Annotated in this window: 16 protein-coding genes and 1 pseudogene; 8 read left to right on the top strand and 9 right to left on the bottom strand. The window is 64.3% G+C overall.

Going from position 1 to position 20,658, the window contains the following annotated elements:
* Positions 1 to 463: 463 nt before the first annotated feature.
* The 5 genes and pseudogenes from ACQ4WL_RS26720 to ACQ4WL_RS26700 form a co-directional block, all read right to left on the bottom strand.
* Positions 464 to 2,548, bottom strand: a complete 2,085-nt coding sequence (locus ACQ4WL_RS26720) for a putative bifunctional diguanylate cyclase/phosphodiesterase (protein WP_436512641.1) — start codon at positions 2,546 to 2,548, stop codon at positions 464 to 466.
* Positions 2,549 to 2,615: 67 nt separating this feature from the next.
* Positions 2,616 to 4,277, bottom strand: coding sequence for a methyl-accepting chemotaxis protein (locus tag ACQ4WL_RS26715; protein WP_436512639.1), 1,662 nt, complete (start codon positions 4,275 to 4,277; stop codon positions 2,616 to 2,618).
* A 269-nt stretch (positions 4,278 to 4,546) separates the two neighbouring features.
* The gene (locus ACQ4WL_RS26710; protein WP_436512636.1) at positions 4,547 to 7,276 is read right to left on the bottom strand and encodes a hybrid sensor histidine kinase/response regulator; all 2,730 of its coding nucleotides are present in this window, start codon (positions 7,274 to 7,276) and stop codon (positions 4,547 to 4,549) included.
* A gap of 74 nt (positions 7,277 to 7,350) precedes the next feature.
* Positions 7,351 to 7,917, bottom strand: coding sequence for a response regulator (locus ACQ4WL_RS26705; RefSeq protein ID WP_436512635.1), 567 nt, complete (start codon positions 7,915 to 7,917; stop codon positions 7,351 to 7,353).
* A 159-nt stretch (positions 7,918 to 8,076) separates the two neighbouring features.
* Positions 8,077 to 8,356 (bottom strand): annotated as a pseudogene (locus ACQ4WL_RS26700) (IS481 family transposase); the annotation flags it as partial.
* A gap of 655 nt (positions 8,357 to 9,011) precedes the next feature.
* On the opposite strand from ACQ4WL_RS26700, the gene ACQ4WL_RS26695 reads away from it, so the two are divergent.
* Positions 9,012 to 9,251: a helix-turn-helix domain-containing protein gene (locus ACQ4WL_RS26695; protein WP_436512633.1), complete on the top strand. Its 240-nt coding sequence runs from the start codon at positions 9,012 to 9,014 to the stop codon at positions 9,249 to 9,251.
* A gap of 244 nt (positions 9,252 to 9,495) precedes the next feature.
* Here ACQ4WL_RS26695 and ACQ4WL_RS26690 read toward each other — a convergent pair whose 3' ends face one another.
* Complete coding sequence (locus ACQ4WL_RS26690; protein ID WP_436512631.1) at positions 9,496 to 11,208, bottom strand: PAS domain-containing hybrid sensor histidine kinase/response regulator; 1,713 nt, start codon at positions 11,206 to 11,208, stop codon at positions 9,496 to 9,498.
* 117 nt (positions 11,209 to 11,325) lie between these two features.
* Between ACQ4WL_RS26690 and ACQ4WL_RS26685 the strand changes: the two genes are divergently transcribed.
* Positions 11,326 to 11,865, top strand: coding sequence for a hypothetical protein (locus ACQ4WL_RS26685; protein ID WP_436512629.1), 540 nt, complete (start codon positions 11,326 to 11,328; stop codon positions 11,863 to 11,865).
* On the opposite strand, the gene ACQ4WL_RS26680 is transcribed toward ACQ4WL_RS26685, so the two are convergent.
* On the bottom strand, positions 11,751 to 12,578 hold the full coding sequence (locus ACQ4WL_RS26680) for a MipA/OmpV family protein (protein WP_436512627.1): 828 nt from the start codon (positions 12,576 to 12,578) through the stop codon (positions 11,751 to 11,753). The genes ACQ4WL_RS26685 and ACQ4WL_RS26680 overlap by 115 nt on opposite strands.
* Positions 12,575 to 12,967 (bottom strand): tetratricopeptide repeat protein, encoded by a 393-nt coding sequence (locus ACQ4WL_RS26675; RefSeq protein WP_436512625.1) that lies wholly within the window; start codon positions 12,965 to 12,967, stop codon positions 12,575 to 12,577. Before ACQ4WL_RS26675 ends, ACQ4WL_RS26680 begins: the two co-directional genes overlap by 4 nt.
* Positions 12,968 to 13,100: 133 nt before the next feature.
* Between ACQ4WL_RS26675 and ACQ4WL_RS26670 the strand changes: the two genes are divergently transcribed.
* The 3 genes from ACQ4WL_RS26670 to ACQ4WL_RS26660 all read left to right on the top strand — a co-directional run bounded on the left by ACQ4WL_RS26670 (position 13,101) and on the right by ACQ4WL_RS26660 (position 16,370).
* A complete protein-coding gene (locus ACQ4WL_RS26670; RefSeq protein WP_436512623.1) occupies positions 13,101 to 14,195 on the top strand; it encodes a type II asparaginase in 1,095 nt (364 codons plus the stop codon).
* Positions 14,196 to 14,323: 128 nt separating this feature from the next.
* Positions 14,324 to 15,175 (top strand): MOSC domain-containing protein, encoded by an 852-nt coding sequence (locus ACQ4WL_RS26665; RefSeq protein ID WP_436512621.1) that lies wholly within the window; start codon positions 14,324 to 14,326, stop codon positions 15,173 to 15,175.
* A 34-nt stretch (positions 15,176 to 15,209) separates the two neighbouring features.
* Positions 15,210 to 16,370, top strand: coding sequence for a GGDEF domain-containing protein (locus ACQ4WL_RS26660; RefSeq protein WP_436512619.1), 1,161 nt, complete (start codon positions 15,210 to 15,212; stop codon positions 16,368 to 16,370).
* Here the strand turns inward: ACQ4WL_RS26660 and ACQ4WL_RS26655 are convergent, their stop codons facing one another.
* Entirely contained in the window at positions 16,371 to 18,350 is a 1,980-nt protein-coding gene (locus ACQ4WL_RS26655) for a cation:proton antiporter domain-containing protein (RefSeq protein WP_436512617.1), read from the bottom strand. It abuts the gene before it with no gap.
* A gap of 84 nt (positions 18,351 to 18,434) precedes the next feature.
* Between ACQ4WL_RS26655 and ACQ4WL_RS26650 the strand changes: the two genes are divergently transcribed.
* From ACQ4WL_RS26650 to lptC, 3 genes are read left to right on the top strand one after another with little or no spacing between them, the layout of a single operon-like run.
* A complete protein-coding gene (locus tag ACQ4WL_RS26650) occupies positions 18,435 to 19,469 on the top strand; it encodes a KpsF/GutQ family sugar-phosphate isomerase (protein ID WP_436512615.1) in 1,035 nt (344 codons plus the stop codon).
* Positions 19,469 to 20,002, top strand: a complete 534-nt coding sequence (locus ACQ4WL_RS26645) for a KdsC family phosphatase (RefSeq protein ID WP_141171517.1) — start codon at positions 19,469 to 19,471, stop codon at positions 20,000 to 20,002. The genes ACQ4WL_RS26650 and ACQ4WL_RS26645 overlap by 1 nt, the downstream gene beginning before the upstream one ends.
* 42 nt (positions 20,003 to 20,044) lie before the next feature.
* Positions 20,045 to 20,656: an LPS export ABC transporter periplasmic protein LptC gene (lptC, locus tag ACQ4WL_RS26640; RefSeq protein WP_436512613.1), complete on the top strand. Its 612-nt coding sequence runs from the start codon at positions 20,045 to 20,047 to the stop codon at positions 20,654 to 20,656.
* Positions 20,657 to 20,658: the final 2 nt, after the last annotated feature.

The raw sequence follows: 20,658 nt of genomic DNA, 5'->3' as shown, positions 1-20,658 counted from the left end.
GACCAGTTTTACCGCTTCTTCCCGAAGCTCCGGTGTGTATGTTGTTGAGCGTGTCATAAGTTCTCCAGTCGGTGAAGTTTACCAAACTAGAGTGTCCGAAAAAGTCAGGGTACCTCAGTGCGGTGCACAGTAACCGACACACAACTGGACTGATATTGAATTCGGACCGGGGCCGCCAATATTGATTGCGCCGACGATTATCGGAACCTGGTCGCCCAGTTCGGAATGCGGACATCAATGTCGCGCTAGGGGAATTGTTACGTCAGTGCGCCTGTGGCGCCATTCGCGCATCGGCAATGTTTCGCTGGCGAGGTTCGCTGACCAATTTAGTGAAGCCCAGCGAAGCGGGCTGCTTGGAACAGAAGTATCCATTCTTGACAATAAACCTCATAGGAGCGACGACTGATCGAGGCCGGCGTGCTCGAGACGATACGCGGCGCGACGTCGGCCGGCGTGGCACTGCTCAGGCGCCGGGGCGCCCCAACCACTGCTCGGCGAACGCTGCGGCCGGCAGCGGCCGGCAAAAATAGTAGCCCTGCGCATCGTCGCAACCCAGCGCCAGTAGCGCCTCGGCCTGGGCCGCGTGCTCCACGCCCTCGGCCACGGTGCGCAGTTGCAGGTTGCGGGCCATGCCGATGATGGTGGTGACGATGGTGTAGTCCTGGCGGTCGCTGAGCATGTCGCGCACGAAGGAGATGTCGATCTTGAGCGTGTCGGCCGGCAGCCGCTTCAGGTAGGACAGCGATGAGTAGCCGGTGCCGAAATCGTCGATCGACACGGTGAAGCCGGCCGCCTTCAGGGTCGCCATCACGCCGATGGCGTGCTCGACGTTGTCCATCAGGCCACTTTCGGTCAGTTCCAGCTCGAAGCAGTCGGGACTCAGGCCGGCTTGCTCGACGATGGACAGGATCTGCCCGGCCGCGTCGGCGCCGGCCAGCTGCCGGGCCGCCAGGTTGACCGCCAAGCGGCCCGGAAACACCAGGCCAGCGGCACGCCAGGCGGCCATCTGGCGGCAGGCGGCGCGCAACACCCAATTGCCCAGCGCCACTATCATGCCGCGCGCCTCGGCGATGGGGATGAAGGTGGCCGGGCTGACCGCGCCCCACTCCGCGTCGTGCCACCGCAGCAGCGCCTCGGCGCCGTCGACGGCGCCGCTGTTGAGCCGTACCTTGGGCTGGTAGTACAGTTCCAGCGTGCCGGCCTCGATGGCCAGGCCGAGCCGCCTGGCCATTTCAATGCGCTGGTCCAGGCCGGCGCTCATGTCGGGCCGGTAAGCCTGGTGGCCGCCGCCCTGGGCCTTGGCGCGGTACATCGCCAGGTCGGCGTGCTTGAGCAGTTCCTCCACGCTGCGCCCGTCCTCGGGGAACAGGGCGGTGCCGATGCTCACGCTGAGCGGGAAGCTGTGGCCTTTCGCCGCCACCGGCAGGCGCAAGGCGTCGAGCAGGCGGGCGGCCAGGCGGGCCGCTGTGGCCGCGTTGGCCGAGCCGGCGATGACGACGAACTCGTCGCCGGCCAGCCGGGCCAGCAACTGCTCGCCCGGCAGCGCCGCCTGGAAGCGCTGCGCCACGCCGATCAGCACCTGGTCGCCGACGTCGTGGCCCAGCGTGTCGTTGATTTCCTTGAAGCGGTTCAGGTCCAGGAACAGCAGGGCCAGGGTATCGTCGTCGCGCGCGCCGTCGGCCAGGGCCTGGCGGATGTGCTGCATGAACATGCGCCGGTTGGGCAGCCCAGTCATGCTGTCGTACAGAGCCATCGTGCGGATCCGCGCCTCCTGCTCCTTGCGCTGGCTGATGTCGGTGTTGATGATGAACACGGACTGGGCCCGGCCGGCGCCGTCGCGCACCAGCGTGCGCTGGCTTTCGACGGTGAAGCGGCCGCCGTCGCGGTGCAGTTGCACCAGCTCGCCGCGCCAGTTGCCCTGCGCCAGCACTTGCCGCTTGATCTCCTGCAGCTCGGCCGGATCGGCGTACATCGCGGCGGCGCGCGGCGCGCCCAGCACCTCGGCGGCGCGCCAACCGTACAGGCGCTGCGCGCCCATGTTCCAGAACACCACGCGGTCGTCCATGTCGCGCACGATGATGGCGTCGGTGGCCTTGTCGAGCAGCGCGGCCTGGTTGCGGTAGTGCGCCGTTGGCGAACACGACTCCTGGCACTGCTCCTCGCCACGGATGCCGTCGTCCAGGCTGAGCAGCAGGCGCGCGCCGATGGCGCCGATGTCGACCACGGCGAAGCTGGCGTTCAGGCAGCGCCCGCCGACGGCCACGACCATGGCAGACGGCGCGGCACCGCCGGCTAGCAAGACCTGCGCGCGCGCACACAGCGGTGCGCTGGGCAGCAGGGTGGCCAGCGCCTGGCCAGCCGGCTCCAGCGCGCCGGCCAGGCCGCAGATGGCACGGCCGCGCCCGTTGATGGCCAGCACCCGCAGCGCACCGTCGGTCACGATCACGCCCACACACAGTTGGTCGAGTATGCTCGCGGCGCAGCCGAGCCAGTCCGCGGCCGGCGCCGCCGGCGTCCCCGATTGATTGATGGCGCCCCTAGCGACCATGCTCGTTCCCATTGTTCCAGTTGGCCGCGCCGGCGCCGGCGCGGCGGGCGATCCGTTCAGGCCGGACTTAGAATGCTTCCCACTCGTCGACGGCGGCGGGCCGGCGCAAACGGGCCTTGGCGGCGGCCGGCGCGGCCCCGGCGCTGCGGCGCCGCGCCGGAACCGGGGCTGCGGCAAGGGGCGCCGGCGCACCGTCCTCGATGCGGAACACGCCAACCGTCGCGGACAGGCCGCGCGCCTGCTGCTGCAGGCTGGCGGCGGCGGCCGCCGCCTCCTCCACCAGCGCGGCGTTCTGCTGGGTCACCGCGTCCATCTGGGCGATCGCCTCGTTGACCTGGGCGATGCCGGCGCTTTGTTCGACGCCGGCGGCGCTGATCTCGCCCATGATGTCGCTGACCCGGTGCACGCTGGCCACCACCTCGGCCATGGTGCGGCCGGCGTCGCTGACCAGGCGGTTGCCGCATTCGACCTGCTCGACCGAGTCGCGGATCAGCAACTCGATCTCCTTGGCCGCCGCCGTGCTGCGCTGGGCCAGGCCGCGCACCTCCGCCGCCACCACGGCGAAGCCGCGGCCCTGTTCGCCGGCGCGCGCCGCCTCGACGGCGGCGTTCAGCGCCAGGATGTTGGTCTGGAAGGCGATCGCCTCGATGACGCTGATGATGTCGACGATCTTTTGCGACGAGGCGTTGATCGAGGCCATCGTATCGACCACCCGGGCCACCTCGGCGCCGCCCTTGCTGGCCACCGCGCTGGCGCCGGCAGCCAGCGCGCTGGCCTGGCGCGCGCTGTCGGCGTTTTGCTGCACCGTGCTGGTCAGCTGCTCCATCGCGGCGGCCGTCTCCTCCAGCGAACTGGCCTGCTGCTCGGTGCGCGCCGACAGGTCCAGGTTGCCATCGGCGATCTCGCTGGCGGCGGCGTTGATGGTGTCGGTGCCGCTGCGCACCTGGCCGACGATGCGTTGCAGGCTGTCGTTCATTTCCTGCAGCGCCTTGAGCAGGCGCGCCGTCTCGTCGTCGCCGCTGACGCTGATGTGGCTGCGCAGGTCGCCGCCGGCGATGGCCTGGGCGACGGCCATGGCGCCGCGCAGCGGGCCGGTGATGCCGCGCGTGATCCAGATGCCCAGGCCGCAGGCCAGCAGCGTGGCCAGCGCCGCCAGGCCGAGCATCCAGTTGCGGCTGGTGTGGTAGGTCAGCACCGAGTGCTCGCCGGCCTTCTCCATCAGCTGGCCGACCAGGTTGACCAGGCCGCGCACCTCGTCGAAATAGGCTTTCTGGTCGCGCATCACGCTCGACAGCAGCAAGGCGCCTGCCTGCGCCTTGTCGTCCGCCGCCAGCAGCGCGAGGAAGCGCTGTTGCCCGGCGGCGTAGCGGGCCCGCGCGTCGAGGATGCGCTTGAGGCTCTGGCGGCCCTGCTCGGTCGACAGTTCCCGTTCCAGCGTGGCCAGCTGGCCCGTGACCTGCCTGCGCGCAAGCGCCATCCGTTCCTGCGCCTGGGCGGCCTGCGCCTTGTCCTCGAGGATCAGCAGGTTGCGCATCTCCACCGCCGTGCTGTTGATGCCGTCGAGGACGGCGTTGGCGATCGTCACCTTGCGGTAGCGGTCATTGACGATCAATTCGCTGCTGTCGTTGACGGAACTCATGCCGGCGATCCCCTGCAGGGTGATGCCCAGCAGCAGAACAATCACCAGAAAGAAGGCGGCGCTCAGCCGGGTACCCACATTCATATTCATTCAAACTCTCCGATTGCGGTGGGGGCCCGCAGGTTTGCCGGCGCCGACCGGTAGTCGGCGCGCGGGCGCAGCGGGAGGGAAGGCGACGCCGGCAGCCTGGACTGGCGGCGCGGGCAATACAGGTCGCGCGGGCATCACGAAATGAGGCACGGAACAACTTGATTCCCGATGGAAATATATAGCGGAGTTTCAAACAAGTCAATCGTTTTGATCGGTTTAATCGGTTTAATCGCTAATATCTCACCGATGCGACAGCGCGCCGGCGCCGTTCAAACCAGCGCCAGCGCGACCGCCCGCAGCAGCGCGCCGCCTGAGATGGGCTTGTCGAAGCAGCGCTGGATCCCGCAGCGCGACAGCGCCGCCTCGTCCAGGCCAGCGCGCTGGCCGGTGCACAGGAAGATCGGCAGGCCGGGACGCAGGCGGTGCAGTGCGGCGGCCAGCGCCAGGCCGCCGATGCCCGGCATCGTCTGGTCGGTCAGCACCAGGTCGGCTGCCATCGGCGTGGCACGGAAGGCGGCCAGCAACTGCAGTGGATCGTCAAAACGGCGCACCCGGTAGCCCCAGTCGCCCAGCAGTTCGGCAATGTAGCGGGCCACGGCCGGCGTGTCGTCGACCACCCAGATCTGCTGGCCGGCCCCGGCCACGCCGTCGAACATGGCGGCCGGTCCGGCCACGGCGGCCTCGCCGGCGGTGGCCGCCGCGACCGGAAACAACAGCTGGAAGCAGCTGCCCCGGCCGGGTGCCGTCTCGACCAGCACGTGGCCGCCGGCGCGCCGCAGTATGCTTTGCAGCATGGCCAGGCCCAGGCCGGTACCCTTGCCCACCTCCTTGGTGGTGAAGAAGGGGTCGAACAGGCGCACGACATGCTCGGCGGCGATGCCGCAGCCGTCGTCGCGCACCTCGATGGCCAGGTAGTCGCCCACCAGCCGGCGCCGGCTGACGGCGCACAACTGGCCGTCGAGCAGGCGGCGGCGCACCCGCACCTCGATGCTGCCGTGCTCGCCGATCGCGTCGCGCGCATTGATGATCAGGTTGACCAGCACCTGATGCAGCTCGCCGGCCGCCATCAGCACGCAGGCCGGATCGTCGACGCGGCTGTGCAGGGCGATGCCGGACGGGATGGACGGACGCAGCATGGCCAGCACCTCGGCGATCACCCCGGCCGGCGCCAGCGGTCCGGCTGGCTCGCCCGGCTGCATGCGCGCGAAGGTCAGCATCTTGACCACCAACTCGCTGGCCCGTTCGCTGGCGCCGACGATTTCGCGCAGATAGGGGCCGAGCTTGCCGGGCTGGGCCGGCAGGCAGCGGCGCAGGGCCAGGTTGGCGTAGCCGAGGATGGCCGTCAGCGCGTTGTTGAAATCATGCGCGATGCCGCCGGTCAGCTGGCCGAGCGACTGCATCTTCTGCGACTGCAGCAGTTGCCGCTCCAGGTCGTAGCGGGCGGCGGCGGCCGCCTCGTACTCGCTACGGTCGTGCAGGAACACGAAGATGTGGCCCGTCGCGGGGTCGTGGGTGGCCGACATCTCGACGACGAACTCGTGGCCGTCGGCGTGGCGGTGGCGGCTCTGCAAGCGCAACTGCCCCTGGCTGGCGAGATGCGTCATGCGCAGCGGGATGTCGCGGGTGAAGGCGGCCGCCTCGAGCTGGTCCACGTTCATCTGCAGCAGCTGCGCCACCGTGTAACCCGACATCTTGGCGTAACCCTGGTTGACCTCCAGCAGCCGGCCGTCCGCGCCGATGATCCAGAAGCCGTCCAAGGCAGTGTCGAGCACGCGCTTGTAGCGCTGCCGCGCCGCGATGCGCTCGGTGACGTCCTCGGCGGTGATGACCGAGCCGTACACCGCGCCCCCGTCGTTGCGCAGTGGCGTCGCCGTGCAGTCAAGGATCAGGCGCGGCCCGCCGTCCCGGCCCAGCCGCACCTGGCCGCGCCAGAGCAGGCCGTTGGCGAGCGCGGCGCGCATGCCGGCCAGCGCGGCCGGATCGCTGTCCAGCAGGGCCAACATGAACTGCTGGCGCGCGGCGCGCCCGGGGACGGCCTGGCGCAGCAGTGCGTAGGCGGCGCGGTTACGCCATTGTACCCAGCCGGCCAGGTCGGTCACGAAGACCGGCATCGCCGTCGAGGACAAGGCCAGCGAGCGCGTGCGCAATTGGGCGTTGGTCTCGGCCAGGGCATGGGCCTGCAGCGACAACTGGTGGTAGGGCTTGCGCACGCTGGCGACGAACATGGCCTGGAACAGCAAGCCGTAGCTGAGCAGCTTGTACAGGTGGCCGAACAGATTGCGCAGGTCGGCCATGATTTCATGATTGATCAGCAGCAGCCCGCTGAGCGCCCCGGCGAACGCGGCGAGGTACAACGGCCGCAGGCTGTCGGCGTCGGCGCCGGCGCCGCGCGCCAGTCGCCGGTAGCGCCAGGCACTGGGCAGCAGCAGCGCCGCCGCCAGGCCTTCTAGGATGTTTTTCAGGCTGAAATAGTCCATCGCGCCGTCTCCGCCGGGTAGCTCGGCTTCGTGCCAGAACACGCCCCACAGCAACAGCAGGTTGAGCGCGGCGGCGCCGGCCAGCAAGCCGTAGCGGCCAAGCCGACTGGGACGCCGCAGATGCGGATAAAAACTCACGCCGAGCAGCGTCAGCGCCACGATGAGGCGGGCCGCCAGCCAGAATGCCGTGGATTTTTTCGCCGTCGACGGCGTGATCAGGTCCGGCATGCCGCGGAACGACAGCGCATGGGCCAAGTCCAGCCAGCCGGCCGAAAACAGCGCGACGGCGATCAACAGCCAGGAAGCGGAGACGGCGTTGGACGGGGTGTACCAGAGAGTGGCGAAGACCAGGAAGGCGACGACGATGGAGGCGAACTCAAGCAGCGTATGCAGGGGCAGGTAGTGACGGAAGGGAATGTCAACCTGGCCCCAGGGCAGCAGCACCAGCAGCGCCACCAGCAGCGCCAGCGCCACGGCGAGGCCATCGTGCCGCGCCGGCGCCGGCCTGATGTGCTTAACCATGTTCTCCTATCGCGCCATTCATTGTTGCGTCTGGCCTGCCAACAGCACGGCGGGCGCCGTGCCGTGCTGGGCGGTCAGACCTCCAGGCCCATCGCCTTGAGCAAGGCCATGCCGTCTATGGGTTTGGCGATGCAGCGCTCGGCCCCGGCCGCCAACAGCTCGCTTTCGTTCTCGGCCGTCAAATAACCGCTCATGGCGATCACGCGCACACTGTCCAGCCCCGCGCTTTGCTTGATCTGGCGGCACACCTCGGTGCCGCTCAGGCCCGGCATCATCAGGTCCAGCAACATCACGTCTGGGATGAAACTCTGCGCCAGGCAGCCGGCGTCGAAACCGTTGTGCGCCGTCTCGACCACGACGTCGTAGTCACCACCGCCGATCAGTTCGCGCAGGAAACCCACCACGCCCATGTCGTCGTCGACGATCAGCACGCGCAGCGGCCCCTTGTTGCCAGCCGGATTCCACTGGCGTGCAAAGCGTTCGACTTCTTCGCGGCGAAACCGGCGGTGGCCGCCCGGCGTCACCTCGGCCTGCAACAGATTGCGTTGCGCCCAGCCGCGCACGGTGACGGGCGACACCATCATCCAGTTGGCCACTTCGGTGGGGGTCAGGTAGGGGCGGTCTTTGGGATCTTTGGACATATTCACGCTGCACAATTGAGTCCTCATTTTAAGCGATTTCGCCTAGAACCCTGCGATTGCTTCCGGCGCGGCCGAAACGCCCGCGCCGACGGCGGCTTTGGCCGGGATCTATTGAACCCCGTTGAAATCGGAGAAGGCCTGATCGGCGTTCTGTCCTTAAACTTGCGCCTCTGTCAGAACGTCGCCGGTCTTGGCAACATGCTTTTCCAACGCTGTCAGGCAATTCTTAAACGGCTCAAGATCGCGACGTAGCCAAACGGAGCGCATTCCAGACGGTGATATGAAGATGCCACGCTTGGCGCAGCTCGTTGGATGCCCGAACCTGTCCAGATGCTGGCTGCTCTAGGGAGAACGCCACGACGGCGGTCTCCGTGGCCTCTTCGACTCGGTTTTTGAGCTTGGGTTTCTTGCGGTTTGCGTCAATGAGTGCATCGACACCGTGCGGTGGTCAAGTAATTTCGGACACAATGATAGGTTCACGTTCTGCCATTTTCTGTTAGTAGAAAGCGGGCGGCAGATTGCCCAATGCTGAATTGATGCGCTTGCAGTTAAGCTTTCAATGATTTCGTTAATTTTTTTACATGGGTACTTTGATTCCAATCAGATGATGAAACGAGGGACGTCATGTGATTCCCCGTCTCGTCATCCGGTGGCGTCGGAAGACGAGTAGATGTGGATGGATCAAGAAAATGCCGCCTGTCCTTTCCGAGGCGAGCGGCTCAGACTGCCAAAGGTTAATTGGTTGACCGCTGTTCTAACGACTGCTCATGCAGGCGTACCGTAACTGCTGCCTTGCATGAGCCGTCCATCGATAGAGCCCATGTGACGGACGTGGATGTGTTTCTTGCCGTCAGCGCATACCACTGAATGCAGTTGAACCTGGGTGCTGCCACAGAATGGACAATGCATACTCAGTCCTCCATGGATTTGGTATCGACCGTGCAGGTTAGGCACAGGGCGGATCGAATCGAAGTCCGGTTCATCTACAACTCCTTGTGGTGACACGGTCAGTGAATGTAGCTTGATGATTATATTCTACTTTGTTGAATATATTCCGTGGATTGTGAGTCTCATCAGGGCCAAGCTTGGTACCGATGAGAAGAAATTACGAGCAGGTGCGTCAATCCTTGGCGCGCAATATCAAAGAGCTTCGAGGCCAACACGGCTTGTCGCAGGAAGCGCTCGCCCTTAGCGCGGACGTGGATCGTACCTATGTCAGCCAGATTGAGCGTGGCGTAGGTAACCCATCTCTGTTAGTGCTGTGTAAGCTGGCTGCAATATTGGAGAAAGATGTACTTGAGTTACTTGGAGCCGGGAAAAATGATGGTCTTTGAGCCGGGTGCTACACTTCATTAATCCACTGTGCCTGAGTGAATGCATTGCATAGCGTTGTTTTGAGGGCATGAACAAAAAAAAATGTATATGGAAGTGACTACGAAATGTAGGTCATGCATTCACTTTCCAGTAAAAATGGCCTTTGTAAGGTAATACTTCCTGTTCAACGTCTAAACGTATGGCAGATAAAAAAAACCTCGCGGCTTGCGAGGTTTTTTTGCTTCAGGCGCATCGCCAGACAGGCTAGCGTGTCCCGACTCCTTTTGGCGGAGCAGCCGTCACGCTTAGCGCCGTGTCGAGCGCCTCCATGAACTCGGGTACGTTGATGGGCTTGGTCAGATAGCGCAGGAAGCCGGCGTCGAGGCCTTTGCGCACGTCACGCGGCAGGGCGTTGGCCGACAAGGCGATGACGGGGATGTGCGCCGTCAGCGGATCGACGCGCAGCAAGCCCAGCACCTCGGTGCCGCTGATGCCGGGCAGGTTGATGTCCATCAGGATCAGATCGGGCTGGTGCTGGCGCGCCAGCGCGATGCCGAGGTGGCCATCGACGGCGCTGAGCATGCCCAGGTCGCTGCGGCGGGCGATCAATTGCTCGACCAGGATCAGGTTGGCCGGATTGTCCTCCACATACAGCACCTTGCGGCGCGGCGCATCGAGCGGCGCATCAGCCGATGGCTCCCGGCCCATATTCCCGGCATGCTCGCCGAGTTGCAGTTCAGGAGCAGATGAGGCTGCCAATTCGATCCAGAACAGCGTGCCGACCCCGACCTCGCTCTCTACCCCCAGCGTGCCGCCCATCAGTTCGACCAACTGCTTGGTGACCACGAGGCCGATGCCGGTGCCTTCCTCGGTGCCGGCTTCCTGTCCCAGCCGGTTAAACGGCTGGAATAATTGTTGCAATTGCTCGGCGCTCAGGCCGTTGCCGGTGTCGCGCACGCTCAGGCGCACCCGTTCGCCATGCCGTTTGCATTCCACCTGCACGCTGCCGCCCGTGCGGTTGTATTTGATCGCATTCGACAGCAGGTTGATGACCACCTGTTTGACGCGCGTCAGGTCGGCATGTACGTAGAACGGCTGGTCGAGTGTAGGGAAGGACAGCGTGATATGGCGTTTTTGCGCTTGCGGCATGATCATGGCGCGGCAATCGCGCAAGACTTCGGTGAGCGCCATCGCCTCGCGCGACATGGCGACCCGCCCCGATTCGATCATCGACAGGTCGAGAATTTCATTGATCAGGCGTAGCAGATACCAGCCGCCGTTGAGGATCTGGTCCAGCGAGCGTTGCTGCGATGCGCTGGGCGGCGGCGTGTCCGACGCCATCAGCTGGGCAAAGCCCAGTACCGCGTTGAGCGGCGTGCGCAACTCATGGCTCATGCTCGACAGAAATTCCGACTTGGCGCGGTTGGCCTTGTCCGCTTGCGCACGCGCATTTTCCAGTTCCACGCTATTGTCGCTCAGCACGCGATTGAGCAACTCGCGCTCCTGTTCCGCATGCTTGCGCACGGTATTGTCGGTGCCGATCAGCAGATAGCCGATGATGGCGTCCTCCGCATCGCGCAGCGCCGTCACCGAGACGATCGCCGGGAAGCGGCTGCCATCCTTGCGCACATATGTCAGCTCATAACTGTCTTCGATGCCGCGCGACGCCTTGTAGACGAGCGCGTCAAAACCGGGCGCGATCAGCGTACCGATTTCCTCGGAGAGGGCGGTGGCGCGGCTGATGACCTCGGCCGGATCGGATATGCCGGCCGGCGTGATCTGGTTGATCACCTCGTCTGCCTGATAGCCCAGCATGCGCTCGGCGCCGACATTGAATAATTGGATCACACCCTGTGCATCGGTGGCGATGCAGGAAAAATAGGGGCTGTTGAAGATGGCTTCCTGTAGTACGCCCGCTTTCAGGAGCGCAGGCTGGGCTGCGCGCGCGGCGATGCCGGCACGGTGAATGTCGTTCATGCTTACTGCCCTTGGTTCGCAACGGCCGCTTCCGGTCGGATTGGGCTGGCTGCATATTGTTGAGCGACAGGCGCTGTGGTTTTGTGAAAGACGCTGCTGTCTGTGTTGCTAAACCACATGACAAAGGATATTTTAGCAAATTTCCTTCCCATCGCCGCGTGCATCACGCGGACAAGACGGACGGCTTGGCGCGGGCAGTCAGTTGCACCAGATTTCGCCCGCACCGGCACTGCGGCAAGTGCCGCCGCGCTGGTGGCCGCCAACATGCCGTCGTCGACCGCCCGTATCGAGGTCAGGCGCTTGCGCGTGATGCGCGCCTGGGTCTATCCGGAAGCGGCGCTGCTGGCCCAGACGGCCTTCCAGCCGGGCAGCCGGCTGACGTCGATCACGCTGCAAACGCTGGAATGGAACGCCGGCCTTGACGTGCTGCTCAATGCGACGATCACCTCCAGCATGTCTTCAGGCAATCCGATGGCAGCGCGTATCTCCCTCCAGAAACCCGACCGGTCAGCGCCGTGTTCCCGCACTATCCGGCGCAATCATCATTCGACGGCCATGCGGCCCGAGCGTTGCCACGTCCACATCAGGCCGATGCCGGTCGAGGTGCCGCTGTTCTGGCGCAGCAGGGGGCTGGTACGGTTGGCGGCGCTTGCGTAGTTGTCGTAGCGTAAAAAGGCAAAGGCGCGCCAGTCCTGGTGTAGCCGGTAGGAACCACCCAGGCCCAGGCGCGTGAGCATCAACCCGCTTTTTGCCGCATACGCCGGGCGCTTTCCGGTGGCAAAGGCGGGGCTGATGCCATAAAAATAATCGTTGATGGCGGCATTGCCCAGCACGGCGCCGACGCTGGCGTCCAGGTGCCATGCCTGCTGATCGCCTTGCAGCGCGTACACGAGGCGCGGCTCGAACGTGGCGCCCTGGCGACGCAGGCCGCCGCGCGCTTCGATGACGGCGCGCAAGGGCAGTTCCAGGCCCAGGCGGCTGTTGCGGGTTGGTTCGGCCAGCTTGATTTTCAGGCGCGGGCCAAATTCCACCAGGGTGCCCAGGTCCCGCATGCCGCGCCGGGCCGGCACGTCGCTGGACCTGGCCGGCAAGGACAGGGCGAAACCCACGTCGAATTCCACCCGCTCCGTATCGAGCAGGCGCGCGCCCACGCCGGAGCGGTCGGCGCGCAAGACTTTCCCGCGATAAATCAAATAGGGCAGGGCCAGGCTGCGCGTCGAGCGCTCGCTGGCGCCGGGATAGGCCGGCGTGACGGCCGTGCCGCCAAATACGCCCGCTTCCCATAAAGGCAACGCTGGTTCTGCGGCGCACGCCGGCGCCATGGCGGCGAAGAGGGCAGAGGCGGCCAGCAAGGTAGGCGCGGGGCTCATCGAGGGATTCCGCAAGGCTTGCCCACCGGCAGCGATTCCAGTGCCTTCTCGCTGAGCGCGCTCGATTGACCGCTTTTCTTTGCCAGCGCGATGGCCTGGCGGAAATGAAATTCGGCCGCATCGTAGCGGCAGGCCCCGCTGGCGGCGCGTCCCGCCTGGTGATGCAGCCGCGCCTGCCAAGCGAAGTCGCCATGGCCCAGTTCGGCATTGTCGGCCGCGGCCGCATAGTTGCGCATGGCTCGCTCCCAGTCGCCCTGGCTGGCCGATTCGCGGGCGAACTGCTCCTGTTGCGCCGCCGTGCGCAGTTCGGTTTGCGTGGAGCAGGCGCCCACCGCCATCAAGACCAGTGGCAGGATGAGGCAAGCGCGGAAGGGGAGCAGTGTGGACATGGCGCCACTGTAGCGCATGCGCAGGCGCGCACGTTTGCGCGCTACGCATGAATTGGAGATTTCCCCCGGCATGGATGACATATAATTTGCACACGACGTTGTTATTTTTGACAGTACACCTCACGGGAGCACCATGTTTTCACGCAAATTCCATTCTTGTGCACAGCTGATGCTGGCCACCTTGCTGATGGGCTTTATCGCCGCGTCCCCGGCGCGCGCGCAACAAGCGGCCGTCAAATTGCCGAATGTGGTGATCCTGGCCACGGGCGGCACCATCGCCGGCAGCGGCGCCGACAGCACCACCACCGTCGGCTACACCTCGGCCACCGTGGGCGTCGAGCGCCTGATCGCGGCCGTGCCGGAACTGAAAAAAGTAGCCAATGTGAAAGGCGAGCAAGTGTTCCAGATCGCCAGCGAAAGCATGGGCAATAGCCACTGGCTGGCCCTGGCCAAGCGCATCAACGTGCTGCTGGCCTCGAACGATGTCGATGGCGTGGTCGTGACGCACGGCACGGACACCATCGAGGAAACGGCGTATTTCCTGAATCTGACCGTGAAAAGCCATAAGCCGGTGGTGGTGGTGGGCGCAATGCGTCCGTCGACCGCCATCTCGGCTGACGGCCCGATCAACCTGTACAACGCCGTGATGCTGGCCGGCAGCAAGGAAGCCTTGGGCAAGGGCGTGCTGGTGGCCTTGAACGACCAGATCAACGCCGCGCGCGAAGTGACCAAAACGAATACCTCGACGACCGACACCTTCAAGTCGCCGGAACTGGGCATGCTCGGCTATATCCAGGGCAGCAAGGCCTTTTTCTACCGCCAGTCGACGCGCAAGCACACGCTGGAATCGGAATTTGACATCAGCAAGCTCGATGCCCTGCCACAAGTGGACATCGTCTATGGCTACGCCAACATGAACCGGGTCGGCATGGACGCCTTCATTGCCGCCGGCGCCAAGGGCATCATCCACGCGGGCGTGGGCGATGGCAGCGTGGCCGCGCAAATGAAGCCGGCCCTGGTGGAAGCGCGCCAGAAGGGCGTGCTGATCGTGCGGTCGAGCCGCGTCGGTCAGGGCATCGTGGCGCGCAATGGCGAAGCCAATGACGATGAACTCGACAGTGTCGTGTCCGACACCCTGAACCCGCAAAAAGCCCGCATCCTGCTGATGCTGGCCTTGACCAAGACCAACAGCACGCAAGAAATCCAGCGTATTTTCTACACGTATTGATCCTTGTCGCGCCAGGCCAGCCGTATCGGTTGAGCCTGGCTGATTTACGCTTGCCCGCTTTGCTGCCATACTTCGCTTCTGAATAACTTCCTGGCAGAAGCAGCAACACTGTTCCTTGTCCCCTGTCCATGGCTATCCTGTCCGACATCATCCTGTATCCGATCAAATCGTGCGCCGGCATCCACTTGCAGGAGGCAGTGCTCACGCATTCAGGGCTGATGAGCGAGCACGTGTTCGACCGCGAATGGATGGTGGTGGACGAGCAAGGCCGCTTCCTGACCCAGCGCGAACATCCGCGCATGGCGCTGATCGTGCCGTCCATCAAGGCCACCACGCTGGAATTGCGCGCGCCGGGCATGCTGCGCCTGGAAATCGAGCTGGGCTTGCCGCATCCGCAATTGGCGCCCATGCTGGAGGTGCAGGTGTGGGACGATAGCGTGCGCGCCTACGATTGCGATGAGGTCACGGCCACCTGGTTTTCCAACGCCATCGGCGTGCCATGCCGCCTGGCGCGCTTTCACCCGGACGTGGTGCGCGCCACCAGCACCAAGTGGACGGACGGTGTGGTGGCCTCGACCATGTTTGCCGACGGCTACCCGGTGCTGATCGCGGGCAGTGCCTCGCTAGCCGATGTCAATGACAAGTTGCGCGCCGCCGGCCGCGAGGCGCTGCCGATGAACCGGTTCCGCCCCAACCTCGTGATCGGCGACATCGGCGCCTTCGAGGAAGACTACGCTGCGTTCCTGCAATTCGGCGCCACCGTATTAAAACCCGTCAAACCGTGCTCGCGCTGCCCGATTCCGTCGGTGGATCAGGCCACGGGCGTGCCGGGACCAGACCCGCTCGACGTCATGCATGGCTATCGCACCAAGCCCGAGCTCGATGGCGCCATCTGCTTCGGCATGAACGCCATCGTCACCGACGGCGGCGACGAGCGTATCGTGGTAGGGCAGGACATCGGTTTCGAACTGGCATTTTAAGCATGGCGCCCGTACAGAAGGGTTTAAGGTTTCTATGAATCAAGCAATACCGCCGGACCCGCGCATTGCCAGCCTCGAAGCCGAAAATCAGGCCTTGCGCGCGCGCATGGCTTTCCTGTTGGAACAGGTCGAGCGCAACCATGACATCATGTGCCGCCACCAGGCGTTCGACCTGGAAATCGTCAGCGCGTCCACGTTTCCCGAATTGATCGGCACCATTTTTCGCACCTTGCCCGTGATTTCCGACCTCGACGGCGTCACTTTGAGCTTGCTCGACGAGGATGACGATATCGTGCTGGTGATGGAAAAGCTGGGCGTCGATTTCAGCGCCTTTCCGCAGTTGCTGTTCGTGCATGCCGTGGCGGAGCTGGGTTTTGCTGCACCAAAGCCCGTGGCCGAGGGGGAGGCGGCCTTGCCGCCGTTGCCGCTGCTGGGACAGTTCGATGCACTCGTGCATGGCCCGCGCTTTCCGCAGATCGACGCTCCCCTGCGCAGCGTGGCGCTGGTGCCCTTGCTGCGCAACAAGCGCCTGATTGGCAGCCTGAACCTGGCCAGCGGCGACGTGACGCGCTTTACTCCCTCGCTGGGCACGGATTTCATCAAGCACATGGCCTCCATCATCGCCATTTGCCTGGAAAACGTGATCAGCAATGAAATGCTGAAATACATCGGCTTGACCGATTCCCTGACGGGCGTCTATAACCGGCGCTATATCGACCGCCGGCTGCTGGAAGAAATCGCCCGCGCGCGGCGCCAGAACTATTGCATTTCGTGCATGTATATCGATATCGACCATTTCAAGCTGGTCAATGACACCTATGGCCACCAGGGTGGCGATGAAGTGTTGCGCGAAGTGGCCACGCGCATCCGCACGGAATTGCGCCGCTCCGACGCGCTGGGCCGCTTCGGCGGCGAGGAATTCGTCGTCCTGCTGATCGACGCCGACCTCGATAGCGCGACCTTTGTTGCCGAACGCATCCGCGCCAGCATCGCCGGCACCATGTTTGACTTGCCGGGCAGCGCGCAGGCGTGGGTCAGCGTGTCGATCGGCGTGGCCAGCCTGGAAGCAGACGCGGCGCTGCTACCGATCGAAACGGTGGCGCAGCAACTGGTGGCGCACGCCGACCAGGCCCTGTATCAGGCCAAGGCCGATGGCCGCAACAAGGTCATCAGCTGGCAGGCACCGCCCGACTAATTATTTTAATAGTAAAGTTTCAGCCTTGGCCACGGCGTCGGCCGTGCCGCGCAGCACCACCACGTCGCCGCTGGCCAGCTGCGTCTCGGGGGTAACATCGAGGCTGCCGCGGCCGCGGCGGATGGCTGTCACAAACGCGCCGCAACCAGCCACGTCGATCGTGCTCAACGGCAAGCCCACGCACTGCGCGCCGTCGTTGACGGTGACCGTATGCAGGCGTTCCAGCTCGGCATCGTCGCCCGCGTCGCTGGAACCGTGGAAATAGCCGCGCAAGGAGGCGTAGCGCTCCTCGCGCGCCGCCTGCACGCGGTGCACCACGCGGCGCAGGGGCACCCCCATCATGATCAGCGCGTGCGAAGCGAGCATCAGGCTGCCTTCCATCAATTCCGGCACCACTTCGGCCGCGCCCGCGCTTTTCAGCTGGTCGAGGTCGGTGTCGTCGTGACTGCGCACGATAACGGGCAAGGTCGGCGCCATTTCTTTAAGTAGATGCAATAACTTCAGTGCCGAGGGCGTATTCGCATACGTGATCACCACGGCGCTGGCGCGGTAGATGCCGGCCGCCACCAGGCTTTCGCGCCGGCCCGCGTCGCCATACGACACGTGGGCGCCGGCCAGCTGCGCTTCCTGCACCCGTTCCGGGTCCAGGTCCAGCGCGTGGTATTCGATCTTTTCTTCTGTCAGCAGGGTGGCCAGGCTTTGCCCGCTGCGCCCGAAGCCGGCGATCAGCACGTGTTTCTGCGAGGCCATGGTGCGCGTGGCGATTTTCGTCAGGGCCAGCGATTGCATCATCCAGTCGTTGGCGGCCAGTTTCATGACGATGGCGTCGGACTTGGCGATGAGGAAGGGCGCCACCAGCATCGACAGCACCATGGCCGCCAGCACCACTTGCACGACGAACGGGTCCATCAGCTTGATGCCGCCGGCCAGGTTCAGCAGCACGAAGCCGAACTCGCCCGCCTGCGCCAGTCCCAGTCCCGTGCGCAAGGCCACGCCGTTGCTGGACCCGAACAGCCGGGCCAGGCCCGCGATCAGGGCGAATTTCAGCAGCACGGGGCCGCACAGCAGCAGCAAGACCAGCCACCAGTTGTCGAGTACCACGCGGATATTGAGCAGCATGCCGACGGTGATGAAGAACAGGCCCAGCAGCACGTCGCGGAATGGCTTGATATCCTCTTCCACCTGGTGCTTGAATTCCGTCTCGGAAATGAGCATGCCGGCAACAAACGCCCCCAGGGCCAGCGACAGCCCGGCCCGTTCCGTGATCCAGGCCGCACCCAGCGTGATCAGGAGCAGGTTGAGCATGAACAATTCTTGCGAGCGGCGCTTGGCGACGATGGTGAGCCAGCCCCGCACCAGTTTCTGGCCGATGAACAAGAGCAAAATGAGTACGACCAGGGCCTTGCCGCCGGCCCAGGCCAGGGTTTCGGCCAGGTTGTCCGAATCGCGCGTGAGGGCGGGAATCAGGATCAGCAGCGGCACCACGGCCAAGTCCTGGAACAGCAAAATGCCGATGATCTTGCGGCCGTGTTCGCTTTCGAGTTCCAGCCGTTCCGTGAGCATTTTGGAGACGATGGCCGTCGACGACATGGCCAGCGCACCGCCCAGGGCGAACGCGGCTTGCCAGCTCAGGTGGATGTAGGCGGACAGGTAGCGCCCGACAAACCAGCCGAAGACGACGGTGGCAATGATGGTGGTGACCACTTGCGCCATGCCAAGGCCGAAAACGATGCGCCGCATGGCGAGGAACTTGGGCAGAGAAAACTCGAGCCCGATGGAAAACATCAGGAAGACGACGCCGAACTCGGCAAGGGTGTGACTGGCCTCGTTTTCCGCTGCCAGGCCCAGCGCGTGGGGGCCAATGACGATGCCGACGGCCAGGTAGCCCAGCATGGGCGGCAAATGCAACATTCTGAAAGCGACCACGCCCAGCACGGCGCTGCCGAGTAACATCAGGGTCAGTTCAAGCGAGGAAAACATGGGTTGCCCGGTACGGTCAATGGAAATCGTTGTTTGTTGTGACTGGCAAGTTTTTTGCTTTCCTAATTCGTTTATACTTTGGGCATGAGTGTAACCCATGAAAAAACAATGCTGAAAGCTTTTGATCGAATTGACATGCAAGCGACGACCGAGCGCGCCGTCGCGCTGGCCCGCACCACCTTGCAGATCGAGTCCGACGCCATCGTTGCGCTGCACGCGCGCCTGGCCACGGACGACAGCGTGGGCCGCGCCGTGGCGATGTTGCTGCAATGCAAGGGCCGTGTCGTCGTCTCCGGCATCGGCAAGTCTGGCCATATCGCGCGCAAGATTGCCGCCACCCTCGCTTCCACCGGCACGCCGGCCCTGTTCGTGCATCCGGCCGAAGCGGCCCATGGCGACTTGGGCATGGTCACCTCGGACGATGCTTTTATTGCCATATCGTACTCCGGCGAATCGTCGGAACTGATGGCCATCATGCCCGTCGTCAAGCGCATGGGTGGCGTGCTCATTTCCATGACGGGCAAACCGAACTCCAGCCTGGCCCAGCTGGCCGACGTGCACCTCGATATTTCTGTTGAGAAAGAAGCCTGTCCGCTGAACCTGGCGCCGACGGCCAGCACCACCGTCACCCTGGCCTTGGGCGACGCGATCGCCGTGGCCTTGCTCGACTTGCGCGGCTTCAAGGAAGAAGATTTCGCCCGCTCGCACCCGGGCGGCGCCCTGGGCCGTCGTCTGCTCACGCATGTGCATGACGTCATGCGCAGCGGCGAACGGGTACCGAAGGTGCCCGTGGACGCTTCCTTGCTGCAGGCGCTGGAAGAAATGACGAAGAAGGGCATGGGCATGACGGCCATCGTCGACGCGGACAACCGCCCCGTGGGCGTGTTTACCGATGGCGACTTGCGCCGCATGTTCGAGCGCGTGCAGGATTTCACGCAAGTGGCGATCCGCGACGTCATGCATGCGCAACCGCGCAGCATCGCGCCCGAACGCCTGGCTGTCGATGCCGTGGCCGTGATGGAGCAGTTCCGCATCAACCAGATGCTGGTCGTCGATGCCGACGGCAAGCTGGTGGGCGCCCTGCATATCCATGACCTGACGCAAGCGAAGGTGATCTAATGGATAGCGTAGCGGACAACCTGGCGCGCGCGGCCAAGGTCAAACTGATGATCTTTGACGTCGATGGCGTGCTCACCGACGGCAGCCTGCATTTCGGCCCCGATGGCGAGATGATGAAAACGTTTAATGTGTATGATGGCCTGGGCATCAAGCTGCTGCAGGAATCGGGCGTGCAGACGGCCATCATCAGCGCGCGCCGCTCGGCCATTACGGCCCGCCGCGCGCAAGACCTGGGCATTACTCATGTGCACCAGGGCGGTCACGACAAGCTGACGCCGTTTCGCGAACTGCTGGCGCTGACGGGCTTGACGGAAGAGCAATGCGGCTATATCGGCGACGATGTCATCGATGCGCCCATCCTGCGCCGCGTGGGCTTTGCCGTCAGCGTGCCGGGCGGGCGTCCGGAAGCGCTGGACCTGGCGCACCATGTGACGCAAGCCGGCGGCGGGCGCGGCGCGGTGCGCGAAATCTGCGAATTCCTGCTGCGCGCCCAGGACAACTATGCGCGCGTCATGGCGCCGTTCCTGGAGTGAGGCGCGGCGCCTCGCCAGTGACCTTTGAAAGAGTGAAGCCCTATGCGTAAGCCAGGAGGCGCCCATCGCTGGCGCATGATTTTTACCGTGCTGGGCGCGGTCGTCGTCGCGCTCGGCAGCTTTTGGCTGCTCGAAGTGATGAACAAGAATAGCCAGGACATCACGGCCAGCAAGCATCTGGATGAGCCCGACTATTTCATCACCAATTTCAGCATGGTGCGCATGGACTTGACGGGTAAGCCCAGCTATATCGTGTCGGGTACCAAGCTCACGCATTATCCGCTGGACGATTCGTCCGATATCGACCAGCCCTTCGTGCGCAAGCTCACGCCCGGCATGCCGCCGTTGAATATGAATGCGGAACTGGCGCATATCGACCAGGACAATACCCGGCTGCAACTGTACCGCAAGGTCGTGATCGACCGGGTGGCCAGTCCGAAGGCGCAGAACCTGACAGTCAAGACGGAAGCGCTGACGGTGTTCCCGGATGAGGAAAGAATGGAAACGGACGTGCCTGTCGATATTCTGACGGGCGCCTCGCGCATCAATGGCATCGGCATGAAGGCCAATAATGCCACCGGCGTGGTGGAAGTGCAGAATGCGCTGCGCATGGTCCTCCCGCCGAAACCGCGCCCGGCCGCGGCGGCAAAATGACA

Origin of the sequence: Janthinobacterium kochi, from assembly GCF_051380715.1 — a bacterium.
Taxonomy (GTDB): domain Bacteria; phylum Pseudomonadota; class Gammaproteobacteria; order Burkholderiales; family Burkholderiaceae_D; genus Janthinobacterium.
Note: the sequence above shows the minus strand (reverse complement) of the source record. Positions and strands in the feature narration are given on the sequence as shown.

Bases quoted from the DNA above. Each gene is read 5' to 3' on its own strand.
- ACQ4WL_RS26720 (WP_436512641.1), bottom strand. From the start codon at position 2,548: ATGGTCGCTAGGGGCGCCATCAATCAATCGGGGACGCCGGCGGCGCCG.
- ACQ4WL_RS26715 (WP_436512639.1), bottom strand. From the start codon at position 4,277: ATGAATATGAATGTGGGTACCCGGCTGAGCGCCGCCTTCTTTCTGGTG.
- ACQ4WL_RS26710 (WP_436512636.1), bottom strand. From the start codon at position 7,276: ATGGTTAAGCACATCAGGCCGGCGCCGGCGCGGCACGATGGCCTCGCC.
- ACQ4WL_RS26705 (WP_436512635.1), bottom strand. From the start codon at position 7,917: ATGTCCAAAGATCCCAAAGACCGCCCCTACCTGACCCCCACCGAAGTG.
- ACQ4WL_RS26695 (WP_436512633.1), top strand. From the start codon at position 9,012: ATGAGAAGAAATTACGAGCAGGTGCGTCAATCCTTGGCGCGCAATATC.
- ACQ4WL_RS26690 (WP_436512631.1), bottom strand. From the start codon at position 11,208: ATGAACGACATTCACCGTGCCGGCATCGCCGCGCGCGCAGCCCAGCCT.
- ACQ4WL_RS26685 (WP_436512629.1), top strand. From the start codon at position 11,326: ATGACAAAGGATATTTTAGCAAATTTCCTTCCCATCGCCGCGTGCATC.
- ACQ4WL_RS26680 (WP_436512627.1), bottom strand. From the start codon at position 12,578: ATGAGCCCCGCGCCTACCTTGCTGGCCGCCTCTGCCCTCTTCGCCGCC.
- ACQ4WL_RS26675 (WP_436512625.1), bottom strand. From the start codon at position 12,967: ATGTCCACACTGCTCCCCTTCCGCGCTTGCCTCATCCTGCCACTGGTC.
- ACQ4WL_RS26670 (WP_436512623.1), top strand. From the start codon at position 13,101: ATGTTTTCACGCAAATTCCATTCTTGTGCACAGCTGATGCTGGCCACC.
- ACQ4WL_RS26665 (WP_436512621.1), top strand. From the start codon at position 14,324: ATGGCTATCCTGTCCGACATCATCCTGTATCCGATCAAATCGTGCGCC.
- ACQ4WL_RS26660 (WP_436512619.1), top strand. From the start codon at position 15,210: ATGAATCAAGCAATACCGCCGGACCCGCGCATTGCCAGCCTCGAAGCC.
- ACQ4WL_RS26655 (WP_436512617.1), bottom strand. From the start codon at position 18,350: ATGTTTTCCTCGCTTGAACTGACCCTGATGTTACTCGGCAGCGCCGTG.
- ACQ4WL_RS26650 (WP_436512615.1), top strand. From the start codon at position 18,435: ATGAGTGTAACCCATGAAAAAACAATGCTGAAAGCTTTTGATCGAATT.
- ACQ4WL_RS26645 (WP_141171517.1), top strand. From the start codon at position 19,469: ATGGATAGCGTAGCGGACAACCTGGCGCGCGCGGCCAAGGTCAAACTG.
- lptC (WP_436512613.1), top strand. From the start codon at position 20,045: ATGCGTAAGCCAGGAGGCGCCCATCGCTGGCGCATGATTTTTACCGTG.